This is a genomic window from Brucella sp. MAB-22 (assembly GCF_025908475.1).
Classification (GTDB): Bacteria; Pseudomonadota; Alphaproteobacteria; order Rhizobiales; family Rhizobiaceae; genus Brucella; species Brucella anthropi.
This window is the reverse complement of the sequence record NZ_CP109781.1, coordinates 1,686,676-1,703,701: the sequence shown is the minus strand read 5'-3', so window position 1 is coordinate 1,703,701 and position 17,026 is coordinate 1,686,676. Positions and strand designations below refer to the sequence as shown.

Here is a 17,026-nt window from a genome sequence, read left to right as displayed (position 1 = left end):
CAGCAGTTTCATGTGGCATGAAAACAACTTTAATGTAAGTTGCCACCGGACAAGCCGTCGCGATTTGAGCGGCAAGTGAGGAAAATATGGATATTCGCCAGGTAGACGACAATTATTCAGTCTCGGGCCAGATCGAGCCCGACGACGTACGCGATATTGCAGCGGAGGGATTTCGCACAATCATTTGCAATCGGCCTGACGGCGAAGGCGGCCCTGAACAACCCGAGTTCAGCGAAATTGCACGTGTCGCCGAAAAAGCCGGGCTTGCAACTTACTACATCCCGGTTGTAGGCGGACAATTGACGCAAGAAGATGTGGATGCGATGGCAGCAGCGCTGGATGAAGCTGAGGGCCCCATTCTTGGTTACTGCCGATCGGGTGCACGCTCTACGAATATTTACGGGATCGTGCAGCAGCAAAAGCGCGGATAAAGAACGAGCGCAAGCTATGTGGGCGGTGAAGCCGCAAAGGCATTTCAACAGTCTTTGCAAACATGGCGATCACCGTCCAGAAAGCCGGGTGCGACCCGAATGAACACCGCGCGATGTATGAGCGCAATATTGGCGATAATAGCTCATACCGGTACGTGTCACAGTCGCAACAACACCGCCAAGAACGAGAAGCCATCCAATGGCCTGTGGCCAGTTGAAGCTTTCAATACCGCCGCTCAGCGCGACAATAAAGATACCAGCCCAGAGCAGAGCAGCCGTACGGCGCCAGAATAACGGGTTGAGCTCATCGAAGACAGCCTTCCACAGTGAGTGAACAAGGCAGGCGAAGAAAAGGGCAGCGGCCAGCCCGATATTGAGCAACTCGACCGGAAGCCATTGTTGCGAAGTAAGCATCGTTTCCATCATCCACTTAACCAAGATGCGTATCGAGGACCCCGTTACGGGATTTGTCTTTACGATCACTAGTACTGTTACTGTTCGTCCTATTCAGCTTTCGCTTTGTGGCCGTAACGTGTTACAAGCACGGAAAGCTCCTTCGGATAAATTCACTTATTATTGCGATCACGCGAAATATCGTGTTGAAAACACTACGCTATTCGCAGTGTTCGACTGCATTGGATGTGGCGCAACCCCTTCCAGCGATTGAGAAATTTGTGGTTCCGGCCCCTGAATATTTCACTATGGAATTTCATTCACAATCGCATCAAATAACAGCTTTGTAACAATTCGGCACAGCAAAGAGGCTCCGGCAACACCGAAGCCTCAACGTTATTCACAAGGTTGCAGTTTATTAGGTAGTCTTTACTTGCCCACCGCCCTTTTTGCTAGGAAGCCGCGAAGACGGATCCGCTGACGCTGGCGCATTGGCCGGACGCCCGAAAAGAAAGCCTTGAACCTGTTCGCAACCCTCTTCGATCACCATGCGATGCTGGTCAAAAGTTTCTATACCCTCGGCCACCACCGGGAGATCAAGGCTACGACCCAACCCGACGATGGCTCGTACAATGGCTCTCGCACTAACATCCGTTTCCATGCTGGTGATGAAACTGCGGTCGATCTTGATCTTGTCGAATGGGAAACTTTGAAGGTTACTGAGCGACGAATAGCCAGTGCCGAAATCATCCATCACGATACGGACACCCAGCTTCTTCATGCGACGCAACAGTTCGAGTGTCGTCAATCGGTCCTTCATCAATGCGGCTTCTGTTACCTCCAGCTCCAATCTCGTAGGATCCAGGCCCGTTTGTGCGAGAACCGAACTCACCGTGTCCGGCAGATTGATCAAACGGAACTGTACGGGGGAGAGGTTTACGGCGATAGTTAAATGCTTCTCCCATCCGGCGGCAGTGCGGCAGGCTTCACGCAGAACCCACTCACCGAGTGGGACAATTACCCCCGTTTCCTCAGCGATAGGAACAAAAACCTCAGGTGGTATCTGGCCACGTTCCGGATGGTTCCAACGAACCAGTGCTTCATAGCCGGTACAACTACCATCTGCTGTCGCGAACAATGGCTGATAGGCAATACTGATCTGACCGCGAACCATGGCGTGGCGCAAATCGGCCTCCATCTGGCGACGCTCTCTTATTTCGCGGTCCATTTCCGGCGAGTAGAATGCAACCATACCCCGTCCTTCTGTCTTCGCCCGATAAAGCGCAATGTCTGCCGCATGTCGGATGGCTTCTGCATCCTTGCCGTCATTCGGATACACGGCAACGCCAATGCTGACACCAACAGCAGTCGGATCGAGCACTGTATTCAGTTCTGACCGGAAGGTATCCAGAATCTTTTCGGACAGTTTCCGTGCACCCTTGGGCTGCGGAACCCCGACCTGCAGAATGATAAACTCGTCGCCGCCAATACGTGCTGCCGTGTCTATACCGTTTATGGATCGCTTCAGGATGCTGGAAACCGTCTTCAATACGCGATCACCTTCGGCATGGCCGAAAATATCGTTCACTGCTTTGAACCGGTCCAGATCAAGCGCGAGTACAGCAAAAGGCTCTCGGCTGCGGCGTGCCACTGCGTTTGCGAGACGCTCTTCAAAGAACATTCGGTTAGGTAAATCCGTGAGTGTATCATGCCGCGCCATATGCTCGATCTGACGCTGGGCCGTACGCTTTTCAGTAAGATCACGGACAGCCAGAACTTCGCAGGGACGTCCCTGATACTCAATCGTATGAACCGCGAGTTCAAAGATGCGCTCATCATTTGGAAATCTGGGTGCGGCCTCGATTGCTTCCGGGCGAGAAGCGCAGACGGGGAGCCCATCAGCCGCCAGTAACAGAGTATCCGGCGCAACACCGACAAGCGCCTTTTCACTGCGCCGCATGAGATCGGAAAACCGAGCGTTCATCTCGACTATTCCACCATCACGAACGACGGCCAGTCCGTCCAGGGTAGCGTTCGCAAATCCCTTCAAGTCTGTCATGTAACGATCTACAAATACTGCAATAATCGTTGTCAGCGCTACTATACTGACAACAGCGGCAATTGCACCGATCAGCCAGAGACGCCCTATGCCCAGCGGATCAGCAGCAGGAAGGGTCGGGTTTGGAACCAGCTCGGTCGACGCAACTGCAGTAAAGTGGAGCGTGCAAACAGCAAGAATCCCCCCAACGGTCGGTAGCAAAACGCGCATCCAGCCGGCAGTGTTCATCACAAACCAGAAAGCAGCCAGCAAAAGCAGGATCGATATTATACTGCCAATCAGGATCGGTGGAAGGTCATAGTGAACATCTGCAGCTGCTCTGATTGCGCTCATACCAGTGAAATGCATTGCGGCAATCGATAGGGTTGCTGAAATGGCTGCGATCAAAACGTACTTGAACGCCTTACCATTCAGGAAGCGCACACTCAGCCAAAAGCCAAGTACGGCAATTGCCGCTGAAAGAACCGTGATTGTAAAATCGAACTCGATTGCCACGGTGCCACGATATGCAAGCATCGCCACGAAATGGGTTGCCCACACGCCCAATCCACCCGCAAGCGCGCTTATCGCCAGCCAATTGTCACGGCGGCTTTCCGTGCATTCCCGCGCGCGGACGAGCAACAGAAAGAAAGCAAACATGCTTGCAAATGAGATGGATGCAGCCAAAACCACGAAAGGTTGATCGTGCTGTACTGTTACGCATTCCAGGACTTTAAACATACCGCCCCCTGCGCCCGCCTGAAGTGCCACCATATAAAAATACAACCAGAAGCATCATTCAGACTGTGCTTTGTTCCCTGAACAAAAGTACCAATAACTATTTAAGCATTTCTGAACTATGATATATATCGGCCCACATAAGCTGACGTTGCAAGAGTGGATCAAGTACGCTTGCCAAAACGCCGTCCGACACGAGCAAGCAATATCACGGGCAAAATTCCGACTACCACGATGGCAAGCGCCGCAATGGACGCTTCCTCATAAGTCCCGCGCGCAGCCTCACCATAAAGATGCGTTGCAAAAGTTTCGACATTAAGTGGGCGCAGCAAAAGTGTTGCTGGTAATTCTTTCACACAGTCTACGAATACGAGCAGACCTGCCGCCACAATGGCTGTTCTGGATAGTGGCAGATGAACTGCACAGAATGTTTGTGTCACACCGCGCCCTAATGTGCGCGATGCATGATCCAACGACAAGGGTATGCGTTCTAATCCGGAATCAATACCACCTGCAGAAATGGCGAGAAATCGGACCACATAGGCATAGATGACCGCTGCGCCTGTCCCAATCAGTACCAGCCCAGCAGAATATCCGAAGAAATGCGATGTGAACTGATTGAAGAGATGATCAAAGCCGCCGGCGACCACCAGAATACCGATGGCGATTACAGTGCCCGGCGCCGCATATCCCATCGTCGAAAAGCGATAAGACCAGCGCGAAATTGAACCCGGAAAAAGTCGGACGGCATATGCGACAAACATCCCGCATATCAGCACCAGCGCAGTCGCGATCGAAGCCAGAGCAACGGTATTAAAAGCTTCGCCGAGCAATCGCGGGGACACACCTGCAAAGCGAATACGTTTTATGGCCTCCACGACCAGATAGATTGCCGGCAGTACGAATCCGATGACTACCGGCAGTGAGCAGAGACAGAACAACCAGATCGCTTGCCCTCGTCTGACTTTCAACGGCTCGAAGCCACGCGAATGGCGGATATTGGAAGCAAAGCGCTGCTTGCGCCGTGCCCAGCGCTCGATTGAAACGAGAGCAACAACCAGAAACAGAAGGGCGAGTGCAAGTTGGGCTGCACCAGGCAGATCGGAACGCGTTATCCAGGTCGTATAAATCGAAACGGTCAATGTGCGAACGCCCAGGAACTCGGCAGCCCCTACATCGTTCAATGTTTCCATCAAGGCCAGACTGACACCGACCGCCACGGCAGGCCGGGCAAGTGGTAATGCAACCCGCCAGAAGATGCCCTTGCGGCTTACCCCCAGAGTTCTCGCCGCTTCGATGAGGCTGGCGGATTGGGTGAGAAACATGGCTCGTGTAGGAATATAGACATAGGGATAGAGAACGAAGCCTAGCAGAATGATACACCCGGTCATCGAGCGGACGTCGGGCAATCGAAACTGACGCGGGCTTTCATATCCTAGTACGAAGCGCACAGCACCTTGCACCGGACCAATGGGATGCAGGATATCGAGATAGGCATAAGCGATAATATATGTCGGTACAGCCAATGGCAGCAGAAGCGCCCATTCCAGCACGCCTCGACCGCGAAAATCATAAGCCGTGACCAGCCATGCCATCGACGTCCCGAGGACGGCAGCGATAATGCCAACGCCGGTAAGCAAAATGACTGTTTCGAGAAAAGCCGTTGGCAGGTTGGTGGTAAATAGATGCGTCCATAGCCCGGCTGAGCCTTGTATGGCTTCCAATGCAAGGGCGAAAACCGGCAGCAAAACCAGAATTGCGACGAAAACCGAGAACCATAACCAGTTGCGCCCTGCTCTTGCGGGTCGCAAAACTCGTTTCCGCATGGCTGCAAGGACTTCCATTCGTCTCTCTATAGTGCAACGCCGGCGCATGAACTGCACCGGCGTTATTTCGCTTAACTCATCAGGCTTTTAGTTGTCGAAACCGACTTTGTCGACCAGCTCGCTTGCCTGCTTGCGATGGCTGACGATTTCAGACAGCGGAACGCTGTCGATCTTCAGCGCACCGAACGATTCCACGATCGGATCAAGCGGCGCACCCGGCTTTACCGGATATTCGAAATTGGCCTTGGCATAGATCTGCTGAGCCTCATCGGAAACCAGATATTCAAGCAGCTTGACTGCCGCGTCCTTGTTCGGCGCGTTCTTTGCAACAGCCGCACCACTGATGTTAACCTGAGTACCGCCATCCTTGAAGGTTGGCAGCAGAACCTTGATGCCTTCGCCCCAAGCCTTCTGCTCGTCGCCGCCCTTGCCCGAACGCATCAGACCGACATAATAGGAATTGGCAACTGCTATGTCGCAGATACCTCCGACGATATCCTTAGCTCCGTCACGGTCCCCGCCAGCAGCTTTGCGCGCGAGGTTATCCTTGAGACCCTTGAGCCATTCTTCAGTCTTTTCCGCACCATAGTGCGCAATATAATCCGCGAAGAGAGCGGTGTTGTAAGGATGCTGGCCCGCACGGATGCAGACTTTGCCTTTCCACTTCGGATCAGAGAGGTCTTCATAATTGATCTTGTCGAGTTCCAGATCTTTGGCTGCATAGACAACGCGAGCGCGCATGGAGAGCGCGAACCAGTTATCCTTCGCGTCGCGAAGCTGCTCCGGAACGGCCTCTTTCAGCACCTTGGAATCGACAGGCTGGGTAAGGCCCTTGTCAACGAGATCGACCAGATTACCGGCGTCGACCGTCATAAGGATGTCGGCGGGCGAATTCGCACCTTCAGAGGCCACACGCTCTGCCAGACCATCCTTCAGGAACACCGTATTGACCGTAATTCCCGTGGACGACTTGAAAGAGTCGAGCAAGGGCTGAATGAGACCCGGTTCGCGTGTCGTGTAAATGTTCACTTCATCTGCGTGGGCGGCTCCTGCGAACAGCGTTACTGCGACGAGGGCGAGACCGGAACGCGCAAATTTGGACATTTTACCTCCAGATGGACATGGTTCATTTTGAATTATGAGCGGACTAATCAAGTTATACGGTGAGGCTCGCTGACGGTCAATTACCCATGCAACTCTAACGGCGTATATTTTCCATCACTTGGGGAAAATGAGCGCCTTATCCCAATGTGGGCATAAAAAAATATCGGTCGCAGAGGCCGGAAGCCTCAATTCTGTACGCACCCGCAACAACGGCGCAGCATCAGTCACCCGTACAACCAATTCTTCGATTTCACCGAGAAACGTTCGTGATTCAATATGTCCATGCAGCACAGCTTCGTTGGATTCAGCATCGGACAGAATCGAGAAGTCTCGCGGACGCAGATAAACAAACGCTTCGGCATTTGGTTCAAGCTGTTCAGCCAGAGCAAGCTCTCCAAAGGGAGTAGCCAGTTTACCGTCTTCAGCTTTGCCCGATATCATATTGAAGTCGCAGAAAAAATCTGCGGCATAACGGTTCGTTGGTCGGTCATGGAGTTCGCGTGCCGGACCGCTTTGAACTATCTTGCCGGAGCGCATCAACACCACACTATCCCCAGTCGACAATGCTTCTTCTGCTTCGTGCGTTACGATAATCGCTGTCGTTCCAAGTTCCCTTAACAAAGCCACCGTCTCACGGCGAACCCGGGCACGCAGACCTCTGTCGAGGTTTGAAAACGGCTCGTCCATCAGTAGAAGATGTGGGTTCGGAGCAAGGGCACGGATAAGAGCAACACGCTGCTGCTCACCGCCCGACAGCATATGCGGATAGCGATCCGCCATATGGGAGAGCGACACCAGTTCGAGAAGCTCGGCTGCTCGTGCGTTCGCTTCGTCGCGGGGTATTCTTCGCAAGCCGAACAGGATATTTTCTTTGACCGTCAGATGCGGAAACAAGGCGTAGTCCTGAAAGACCACACCAACGTTCCGCTTTTCCGGCTCAATAAAAACAGATGGTCCGACTAGCGTCTTGCCTCCCATCGTGAGTGTTCCGCTATCTGGAGCATCGATACCAGCGATGATGCGCAACAGGGAGGTCTTGCCGCAGCCCGAATGACCAACCAGACAAATGATCTCACCCGCATGAACATCAAGAGACACGTCATCAAGCGCACGCACTGCGCCAAACTGGCGACCGACACCGGATAGCGTCAGCGCCGGACCGGAATGACCGGAGACCTGTCGTTCATCATGCGGGTTGCGTGCGTCCATAAGCAAGATCGCGTGTCCAGATTGCAGTTCAGGCGGATATAGAGACACATTCTCCAGAAAGCTACCAAAACAGGATAGAATATCTCAGGAATATCGTAATTGAGTATTTTTCGAATGGGTTATCTGGTTGATCGCGAACAAAAAGCGGGCCATGCTCACCATGCTTCCACATACCCAAATCACCCAATCGCATTGCAGGAGAATACCGAAATGGGGCCGGTCACGGATAAGGTGGCGACAGCCGAAAGCTTGCCGCAGGAAACCAAAATCGCCATCATTGGCGGCGGCATTATTGGTGTTTCTACAGCCCTCTTCCTGGCCGAACGCGGTATTCCCGTCGCTCTTCTTGAAAAGGGAGAGATTGCTGGCGAACAGTCCAGCCGTAACTGGGGCTGGTGCCGCCGCACAGGCCGTGACAGCCGCGAAATGCCGCTCATCGTCGAGAGCATGCGGCTATGGGATGGCATGAACGAACGCACAGGTCGTGAAACGGGCTTTCGCGTTACCGGGATTGCCTATACAGCTGAAAAAGAAGAGCAAATGGCTCTTTATGGTGAATGGATAAAAATCGCCAGCGAACACGGTATCGAAACACAACTTCTCAATACTGAGCAAGCTGCAGCACTTGCACCGGGCGTCAATCGACATCTCGCAGGCGGCATGATTACGCCACTCGACGGTCGCGCGGAACCGCAAAAGGCCGTTCCGGCATTTGCAGCAAAAGCACAAGAGAATGGTGCTGTCATCCTGCAAAATTGTGCGGTGCGCGGTATCGAGACGACCAATGGTCGGGTGACGGCTGTCCTCACCGAAAACGGCCGCCTGCGCTGTGAAGCAGTGGTCATCGCGGGCGGGGCCTGGTCCAGACTTATCGTTTCCGCTTTTGATGCCCATCTGCCGCAATTGAAAGTTCGTTCATCCGTATTCCGTACAGCACCTATTGATGCCGGTGTGGAACCTGCAATTGCATTTTCAGATTTTGCACTGCGCAGAAGGCTGGACGGAGGTTATACAGTCGCAAGCCTTGGAGGCTCCATCGCCGATATCGTGCCCGACAGCTTTCGCTTCTTCCGCGATTTCATACCATCGCTTTCGACCGAGTGGCGGTCGTTGCGATTCCGGTTTGGCGAACGTTTCTTCGAGGAAGCATTCCAGTGGAAACTTCGTCCTGCCGATCAGGTCTCCATCTTCGAGAAAATCCGCACGCTCGACCCCGCTCCACACAAGGCAGCGAATACTCAGGTCCTTGCAAAACTGAAGCAGGCAATTCCTTCTTTCGCGTCGGCCACAATAGCGCAGGAATGGGCAGGCCTCATTGACACAATGCCGGATGTCATTCCGGTCATTTCACCCCTTCCAGGCGTGGAAGGGGCGATCGTAGCGACAGGCTTTTCAGGGCATGGCTTCGGTATCGGCCCAGGCGCAGGTAAGCTTGTGGCCGATATGGTCACGGGAGAAACGCCAGTTGTCGATCCTTCAGCGTTTCATATATCGCGCTTTTCAGATGGTTCCAAAATCCGCATCGAGAACTGGGGATAGATCTGCGCTCCAGACTATTCGATCACACCGCAGGCAAACCGTGCTCCGCCGCCGCCAAGTGGCTTGGGCTCGTCGGAATAATTGTCGCCACCAACATGAACCATCAAAGCTCTACCTTTGATTTCATCCAGTGACTTGAGACGCGGAGCCGTGACGCTTTGCGTTACATTGCCCGCGGCATCTGTTTTGAGCAAAGGCAAATCACCAAGATGTCCTTCGCCTTCCGGCCCCATGTGATGCTTGGAATGTGAGGGGTCGTAGTGCCCACCGGCGGCTTGCGCCGGAACAGTTTTTCCATCTTGTTCGCCGGGGGCGCAGCTTCCTTTCTCATGGACATGAAAACCGTGCTCACCCGCTGGAAGGCCACGCAAATCGGGTTTGAATTGTAATCCGTCCGCAGTCTGCGAGATCGTGACGGTGCCGATTTCCTTCCCCTGCCCCGTCGGCAGAGCTTCGTAGAGTTTGACACTCACATCCGCCGCAGCGGCTGGAACTGTCAGAAGCATCATTGCTGAAGCTATCAATAACGGCTGCATCATTTCCTCCTGATCGCGATAATTCGTGATGAGAGGACAACGCACACCGTCAGAAATTGTTCGAAAATAAATCTTCCGTGTGAGGACCGCGTGACAAACGCCTGACACGCGGTCCAGCCGGATTATACCGTTACGAACTGAGCCATCATGCCCACATCTTCATGTTCCAGCACATGGCAATGGAACATGAACGGGTGGCTCTTCGCTCCCTCACGGTCAAAATGGACAAGTATTTCGGCCTTGCCATCGATCAAAGCAGTATCCTTCCATCCCGACTGGTGCACGGGCGGAGCCTTGCCATTCAGGGAAAGAATGCGGAATGAGGCTCCATGGATATGGAATGGGTGTGGCATCTCCTTGGTTGTGAGATCCCAAATCTCCCAGGAGCCAAGTTTAGCCTCGACATCAATACGATCCATGTCGAACGGTTTACCCGCGATTGCCATTTCCACACCCGAGGTCAGAGCTTCAAGCGCAGGCCCCGCATCGGCAGAAGTTCTGGCACCGTGCATTTCATGATCCATGGCGCTGGACATCGAGCTCATATCCATATTGCCCATATTATGCCCGGCATGAGGATCAGCTGACGGCTTTGCCATCATCAGTTTCATATTTTCCGCCATGCGTTCATCGAAGAAAAATGAACGGCGTTTTACGGATAGTTTTTCATCGGCTGCATCAGGACCATCAAGACGATCTGGAACTGCCGTGATTTTCCCTCGCAAGGAGCTGTCCACGACAAACCGCATCAAGTGCAGATCGTCACCGCCGCTGTCATCCCCATAGGTCAACAAATCAGCGGCTTCACCCTTGGAGAAATCAACCAGAACCTCGTAGCGCTCGCCGGGGCTGATGGTCAGCCTTTCGACCGCTTCTGGCTTTCCAATGAAGCCGCCATCAGACGCTATGACAAGCAAAGGCCGATTGTCGCTCAGACGAACATGAAAATTTCGCGCATTGGCGCCGTTCAGGATACGCAGGCGGACAATGGAGACGGGAACACGTGCTTCCGGTGAAACGACACCATTCACGATAAGCTTGTCACCTCGGAAACCATGCATCAAGTCCATGATATCCGGTTGATAGACCTTATCACCTTCAATCACCCGGCGATCCTGAAGCACCAGCGGAATATCGTCCACTCCGTAATCTTCTGGTAGTCCGCGCTCAGCATCCTTGCCGTCAGTAACCACCATCAAACCGGCAATACCCATATGCGCCTGGCGGGCGGTGTTGCCGTGCAAATGCGGATGGAACCAGTTGAACGAGGCTGGCTGGTTAACCGTAACTTTCGGCTTCCATTCTGCACCCGCCTCAATCAGATTATGTGGCCCGCCGTCGAGTACGGACGGAACGAAAAGCCCATGCCAATGAAGTGTAGTCTCTTCATCCATGCCATTTTCAACGGAAAGAGTGACCGTTTCGCCGTTCTTCAGACGGACGAGGGGGCCGAGATAGGCACCATTGATGCCAGCAGATGCCGCTTCGCTTCCTTCTTCAAAGCTGTGCCGACCTGTCTGCACTTTCAGTTCAACAACGCCCGATGCGTCCGGTTCGATCAACGGCGGTAAGGGCAAAGGCCGTCCAGCCGTGGCGGTTGCTGAGGAAGCAGCGCCGTGGCCCATGTGCGCGTCCTGGGCAATGCTGTCAAAAGGGCGAATAGCGGTTAGAAAAGCGGCCCCTGCCCCAAGAGACAGCAGGCGACGACGTGTAATTCCAGTCATGGTTATTCTCCAGACAATAATCTCATGACCGCCAAACCTTTGGCGGCGATTTTCAGATCAAGCCGGAAGCAGTATGGGAGGCCGCAAATCTCCATTCGGCATTTTGCCGCTAAGTGCCGCGACAAGCGGCGGCAAACCAAAATCCAGAACAGGAGTAAAGGCACGCAAATTCGTGCCAAGCTGAACGACGCAGCCACAAATCATCATGACACAAGCATTGGGTGCTTTGGCGCCGTGATCCACTGGGGCAGATTTATCCATGCTCGACGGCATCGACGAATCGTCCATGTGATGCGGCAGGCTCAAACTGCAATCAGAAACTGTCTGCACAGATGGCATGTCATGCGCCATTGCGTAACAGAGTTGCACTGAGAGAAGAAACACGAACGAAAGCATTGTCACGAGCACGCGGGAGGGCGAACACAAGACCGCATGGCCTCGTGCTGTATTCCTGAAACCGATATCGTACTGTGCTCGATACATCTTTGCTTCCAAACGGACGACATTGGAAATCTAGTCGTCCGTTACGGCAATTAAAAGACCTGACGGAGCACTGACGGGAATTTTACCCACTTTCGCTTTTCTTTCCAAAATCGCCTATTCGAAATCATAAAGTTGCTCAAAAGCCGTTTTTTGCTTGCGATTCCATACCCCGCGGTTTTAAAGAAGCCGTATCTCGGGCTCCTCCCCCAAATTTAGACGGCCCGTAAATATTGGATCTGAAACAATGACTGTCGCTGTAGCGGTTGCCCCGCAGAAAAATTCCGCGCGCCGAGTTCTGGCCGCGAGCATGATCGGCACCACGATCGAATTCTTTGACTTCTATATTTATGCCACCGCTGCGGTGATCGTATTCCCGCATCTGTTCTTCCCTGCGAGCGACGGCAATTCCGCGCTTCTCCAGTCTCTGGCAACCTTTGCGATTGCCTTCTTCGCCCGCCCTATCGGTGGTGCTCTGTTTGGTCACTTTGGCGATAAGGTTGGACGCAAAGCGACGCTCGTTGCAGCGCTCATGACCATGGGCATTTCCACCGTCGCCATCGGCTTCCTGCCAACCTATGATTCGATTGGCGTCTGGGCCGCCCTTTTGCTCGCTCTCTGCCGTCTGGGCCAGGGGCTTGGTCTTGGCGGTGAATGGGGTGGTGCAGTGCTGCTCGCAACTGAAAACGCACCCGAAGGCAAGCGTACCTGGTACGGCATGTTCCCGCAGCTTGGCGCGCCAGTTGGCTTCATTCTGGCAACGGGCATCTTCCTCGTTCTGGCAGAAGCTCTCACTGAAGAACAGTTTTTCGCTTTCGGCTGGCGCATTCCGTTCATCGCCAGTGCACTTCTGGTTGGTGTAGGCTTGTTCATCCGACTGAAAATCGCTGAAACGCCAGAATTCCAGAAAGCAATCGACAAAGCTGAACGCGTCGAAGTACCGGTCGCAACTCTATTCAAAAAGCACAAGATGAGCCTGTTCCTCGGCACGATCGGTGCGGTTGCAACCTTCGTCCTGTTCTATCTGATGACAGTCTTCTCATTGGGTTGGGGCACGCGCGCCCTTGGTTACAGCCGCGAAGAATTTCTTATTCTTCAGATGATTGGCGTAATCTTCTTCGGCCTCATGATCCCGGTAGCGGCCCTGCTGTCAGACCGCTTCGGCATGCGTCCGGTCATGATCATCGTCACCGTTCTGATCGGCCTCTACGGCTTCATCATGGCGCCTTTGTTCATGGCTGGTACGGCCGGCGTACTCGCATTCCTCGTCATCGGCTTCGGCCTGATGGGTCTGACCTACGGTCCGATTGGCGCTGCTCTGGCCGAGCCATTCCCAACCTCGGTTCGTTACACTGGTGCTTCGCTGACTTTTAATCTGGCAGGCATTCTGGGTGCTTCAGTAGCGCCTTACATCGCAACCTGGCTCGCAACACATTATAGCTTCGACTATGTCGGCTATTACATGTCTGCCGCAGCTGTGATCTCGCTGATCGGTTTTGCCTTTATCTCGTTCAAGCGCGGCGAATAACGAACTTCCGAAACGAAAAAGCCCACGTGGAGCGATCCACGTGGGCTTTTCTTTTTAGGGAGCTTGCAGCTTTTATTCTGTGTCAGCTGCTTCCAGCGCAATAGCCACTGACTGGATAATCGACGCAAAACGCACGGCGGTCTGGATAGTTTCCGACGTCACATTGGCTTTGCGCAAAACATCCTCATGCGCATCGATGCACATGCCGCAGCCATTGATAGCAGATACGGCCAGCGACCAGAGTTCGAAGTCAATCTTATCGACACCCGGATTACCGATCACATTCATGCGCAGCTTCGCTGGCATGGTGCGGTAGTCCTTGTTGGTCGCAAGATGCACAAAGCGGTAATAGACATTGTTCATGCCCATGATCGACGCAGCAGATTTTGCCGCCTGAATGACGGAGGCATCGACCTTGGCAGCGGCTTCGGCAACAAGCGCCTTGCGCACGTCGGCATTACGAGAAGCAATGCCGCAGGCGACGAACAGGCCGTATTTCTGTTGCGGTGTCAGAGTTTCGTCGCTTGCCATCGACGAAAGATTAAGACGAACGTCCTTGGCGAAATCCGGGATCTTTGACTTCAGATCATCAATGGACATGGAACCCTCTTTATCTGTCATTTGGATACTAGAGCATGTCTCCCGAAAGTGGGAACCGGTTTTGGGGTAAAGACATGCCGAAAACAAAGAGATAGAGCGGTTCCAACGATTCCGTTTTAACCGGAACCGCTCTAGATAAAAGAAAGGCGGGCCTTGACCCGCCTTTCTGCAAACCAATCAGGGCCTATCAGGCAGCCTTGAGCGTCTCGCCACCGACTTCACGGTTGCATGGGCAGAGCTCATCGGTCTGCAGCGCATCGAGAACGCGCAACGTATCCTTGGGAGCGCGACCAACGTTGAGATTGGTTGCGTAAACGTGCTGGATCGTGTTGTCCGGATCGACAACGAAGGTGTAGCGGTACGCAACACCATCTGGCGAACGAACGCCGAGGCCATCGACCAGCGAACCATTGGTGTCGGCAAACGACCAGATCGGCAGCTTGTCGAGATCCTTGTGATCGCGACGCCATGCGAGCTTCACGAACTCATTGTCGGTCGAACCGCCCAGGACGACTGCGTCACGGTCTTCGAAATCCGATGCAAGACGCGCAAATTCGGCAATCTCGGTCGGGCAAACAAAGGTGAAATCCTTCGGGTAGAAGAAGATAACCTTCCACTTGTCCGCAAAGCTTGCTTCGGTGATTTCTTCAAATGCCGAAACGCCGTTTTCTTCGTGATGGTTGAAACCGGGCTTTACGCCGGTGACCTTGAAGGAGGGAAGCTTATCGCCGATACCGAGCATTTTATACCTGCCTGTAAATTCAATTGTTATGCGGAAATTTCTGAACTTACAGAATTTTCCGACTACGAGTCATATATAGGGATTCTTGTTAAATCGGTCAAAGCGATTATAACGATCAAATCCATCGATTTTAACGATGGAGCAAAGTCGAAAGAAGCAATGCTCAATATCAGCGTCCGCCAGCTCCATTACTTTATGGCCCTTGTCAAAGCGGGGTCCTTTTCGCGTGCAGCTGAGGTCGTGGGCGTTACCCAATCGACATTAAGTGCAGCTATTCAGGCGCTTGAAACAGAACTTGGCGTAACGTTGATTGATCGTTCTGGCAGACGAATGCAGCTTTTGCCTGCCGGTGAAGATTTTCTGGCACGCGCTCGTACGATTATAGCCCTCATTGAAGAATTGCCCGAACACGCGCGACAAGCTGAACGACCGCTGACGACCAGACTGCGAATGGGCGTCATTCCGTCTATAGCGCCTTTTCTGCTGCCTAAAGTCCTGCCTGCGACCGCTAAAGCCTTTCCCGAATTGCAATTGACCATTCGTGAAGGTCTCACTCGGTCGCTGCTCGACAGCTTGCGTTCAGGTTCGCTCGATGTAGCACTGGTCGCCCATCCCTACGACCTCGATGAATTTGAGATAGCAGAGCTTGGTCGGGACATCTTCTATCTGGCGGTGCGGCGCGATCATGCGCTGGCCAATCGCGAACAGGTCGATGCAGACGACTTGCAGGACCAGCCGTTTCTGCTGCTGGAAACCGGGCATTGCCTTCGGGAACACGTCATGGCCGCCATAGGGTCCACACCGGCCCAAGCAAGCGGTGACGTTCATGCCACATCCATCATGACGTTGGTGCAACTTGTCGATTTCGGGATGGGTGTTACGCTGCTGCCTGAAGTGGCGGTCAAAGCCGGAGCCACGCGCGGAACGGAGGTGAGCATTGTTCCTTATGAGGGCAAGAACAATTATCGGTCACTGGTTCTCGTCTGGCGCTCCAACGCCGCCCGCCGCAACGAGTTTCAGCTCTTTGCTGACCATCTTCGCGGCAACTGCATGAAGCTGGCCTAGAGAACTCCCCAGGCGCGAAACCGTCCGCGCCCGGTGACTTCTCTCAGATTGAGTTCCGAGATCAGCTTCAAAGCCCCTTGCTGCGTAACCTGCAATTCCTTCTCCACCATCTGGCTGGAAATAACGGGACTGCGCAGAACCATATCCATCAGTTGCGGCAATCGCGAATTGGACCTGCGCCCCTTGAGCTTACGCTGCATCTGTTCGCGCGCCAGCAGCAGCCGGTCATGCTCCTTCATGGTCGTATCGGCTGCATCTTCGATACTTTCAAAAAACGCCCTGAGACGGACAAGACGGTTAGGTGAGCGTCGTTCATCCGGTCGTTTCGCGCGGAGACCAAGACTGATTGCTGGCAAATGACCGATTGCAAGGCCACTCTGACGCAAGAAGGCGGCAGTCAGCAACCGACCAATCCATGACGATCGCTGCACAACTTCCAGAGAAAACCACGCGTCGTGGATCAATGCGGCGCGCATAAGGGGCGGCAAATGCCTTGTCGCTGTAAGACAGCCTCGCCATTCCTGCAAACGCGCATCCTCATCCCAGTCGTCGTCGTAGAGTAACGTATCGCGCGCGACGACTTCCGGCTTCGACCTGTTTGAGACAGTTCCCTTCAAAAGAGCATCAGTTCGCGCAAGCAAATTGTCGATGTCATCAAGCAGCGGATCAACATCATCGTCGTCCATTGCCCCGGATGGCTCAATTCCAGAGGGCACGGTATCAACCGTGCGGCCAAGCAATTGCTGAACACCAGCAGGGTCAAGAGCCCAATCTGCAGGTCTTCCAGCAATCTGCCGACGCATGCGCAAAACCGCATGTGCGATGGTCAGGGCGTGACTAGGCATCCGGCTGTCCATCAAGGCATCATGCAAGACCAAGTCTTCCATATGTACCAGTTCGCCTTCAAGCCACATCGAAGCGACGGCATCGTGCATATGCATTCGCTCGAGCATCCCTTCGCGAATGGGCGAGCGCAAAAGTCGTTCGTCGAGCCGCACCAGAGCTGCCGTAGCTTTGCTCACGGGTACGAAAAATTCTCCGAACGGCAAATCATCGATCTTGTAGGCCATGCC

General features: G+C 53.6%; 15 protein-coding genes. 4 read left to right on the top strand and 11 right to left on the bottom strand.

The window, feature by feature from the left end; all coding sequences use genetic code 11:
* Nucleotides 1-86 precede the first annotated feature (86 nt).
* The gene (locus OHI65_RS07860; protein ID WP_010659007.1) at nt 87-431 is read left to right on the top strand and encodes a TIGR01244 family sulfur transferase; all 345 of its coding nucleotides are present in this window, start codon (nt 87-89) and stop codon (nt 429-431) included.
* Nucleotides 432-500: 69 nt separating this feature from the next.
* Here OHI65_RS07860 and OHI65_RS07855 read toward each other — a convergent pair whose 3' ends face one another.
* The 5 genes from OHI65_RS07855 to OHI65_RS07835 all read right to left on the bottom strand — a co-directional run bounded on the left by OHI65_RS07855 (nt 501) and on the right by OHI65_RS07835 (nt 7,739).
* A complete protein-coding gene (locus OHI65_RS07855; protein ID WP_012093181.1) occupies nt 501-857 on the bottom strand; it encodes a hypothetical protein in 357 nt (118 codons plus the stop codon).
* Nucleotides 858-1,242: 385 nt separating this feature from the next.
* Nucleotides 1,243-3,603, bottom strand: coding sequence for an EAL domain-containing protein (locus tag OHI65_RS07850; protein ID WP_012093182.1), 2,361 nt, complete (start codon nt 3,601-3,603; stop codon nt 1,243-1,245).
* A 161-nt stretch (nt 3,604-3,764) separates the two neighbouring features.
* Nucleotides 3,765-5,474: an ABC transporter permease gene (locus OHI65_RS07845; RefSeq protein WP_185758005.1), complete on the bottom strand. Its 1,710-nt coding sequence runs from the start codon at nt 5,472-5,474 to the stop codon at nt 3,765-3,767.
* 39 nt (nt 5,475-5,513) lie between these two features.
* Nucleotides 5,514-6,530 carry a Fe(3+) ABC transporter substrate-binding protein gene (locus OHI65_RS07840; RefSeq protein ID WP_010659011.1) on the bottom strand — a complete coding sequence of 339 codons (1,017 nt, stop codon included), beginning with the start codon at nt 6,528-6,530 and terminating at the stop codon, nt 5,514-5,516.
* Nucleotides 6,531-6,644: 114 nt separating this feature from the next.
* Complete coding sequence (locus OHI65_RS07835; protein WP_012093185.1) at nt 6,645-7,739, bottom strand: ABC transporter ATP-binding protein; 1,095 nt, start codon at nt 7,737-7,739, stop codon at nt 6,645-6,647.
* Between the two features lie 210 nt (nt 7,740-7,949).
* Here OHI65_RS07835 and OHI65_RS07830 point away from each other — a divergent pair, with 210 nt between their 5' ends.
* Nucleotides 7,950-9,278, top strand: coding sequence for an NAD(P)/FAD-dependent oxidoreductase (locus tag OHI65_RS07830; RefSeq protein ID WP_012093186.1), 1,329 nt, complete (start codon nt 7,950-7,952; stop codon nt 9,276-9,278).
* 14 nt (nt 9,279-9,292) lie between these two features.
* Here OHI65_RS07830 and sodC read toward each other — a convergent pair whose 3' ends face one another.
* The 3 genes from sodC to OHI65_RS07815 all read right to left on the bottom strand — a co-directional run bounded on the left by sodC (nt 9,293) and on the right by OHI65_RS07815 (nt 12,021).
* A complete protein-coding gene (sodC, locus tag OHI65_RS07825; RefSeq protein ID WP_125301219.1) occupies nt 9,293-9,814 on the bottom strand; it encodes a superoxide dismutase family protein in 522 nt (173 codons plus the stop codon).
* 122 nt (nt 9,815-9,936) lie between these two features.
* Complete coding sequence (cueO, locus tag OHI65_RS07820) at nt 9,937-11,538, bottom strand: multicopper oxidase CueO (protein WP_125301156.1); 1,602 nt, start codon at nt 11,536-11,538, stop codon at nt 9,937-9,939.
* 57 nt (nt 11,539-11,595) lie between these two features.
* A complete protein-coding gene (locus OHI65_RS07815; RefSeq protein ID WP_125301157.1) occupies nt 11,596-12,021 on the bottom strand; it encodes a hypothetical protein in 426 nt (141 codons plus the stop codon).
* A gap of 244 nt (nt 12,022-12,265) precedes the next feature.
* On the opposite strand from OHI65_RS07815, the gene OHI65_RS07810 reads away from it, so the two are divergent.
* Nucleotides 12,266-13,546 (top strand): MFS transporter, encoded by a 1,281-nt coding sequence (locus OHI65_RS07810; protein ID WP_029927110.1) that lies wholly within the window; start codon nt 12,266-12,268, stop codon nt 13,544-13,546.
* A gap of 72 nt (nt 13,547-13,618) precedes the next feature.
* Here OHI65_RS07810 and OHI65_RS07805 read toward each other — a convergent pair whose 3' ends face one another.
* Nucleotides 13,619-14,146 (bottom strand): carboxymuconolactone decarboxylase family protein, encoded by a 528-nt coding sequence (locus OHI65_RS07805; protein ID WP_010659017.1) that lies wholly within the window; start codon nt 14,144-14,146, stop codon nt 13,619-13,621.
* Between the two features lie 187 nt (nt 14,147-14,333).
* Entirely contained in the window at nt 14,334-14,888 is a 555-nt protein-coding gene (locus OHI65_RS07800) for a peroxiredoxin (protein ID WP_012093191.1), read from the bottom strand.
* Between the two features lie 159 nt (nt 14,889-15,047).
* On the opposite strand from OHI65_RS07800, the gene OHI65_RS07795 reads away from it, so the two are divergent.
* Nucleotides 15,048-15,953 (top strand): hydrogen peroxide-inducible genes activator, encoded by a 906-nt coding sequence (locus tag OHI65_RS07795; protein ID WP_125301158.1) that lies wholly within the window; start codon nt 15,048-15,050, stop codon nt 15,951-15,953.
* Here the strand turns inward: OHI65_RS07795 and OHI65_RS07790 are convergent.
* Nucleotides 15,950-17,023 (bottom strand): RHE_PE00001 family protein, encoded by a 1,074-nt coding sequence (locus OHI65_RS07790; protein ID WP_125301221.1) that lies wholly within the window; start codon nt 17,021-17,023, stop codon nt 15,950-15,952. The two genes, OHI65_RS07795 and OHI65_RS07790, sit on opposite strands and share 4 nt — an antisense overlap.
* Nucleotides 17,024-17,026 lie beyond the last annotated feature (3 nt).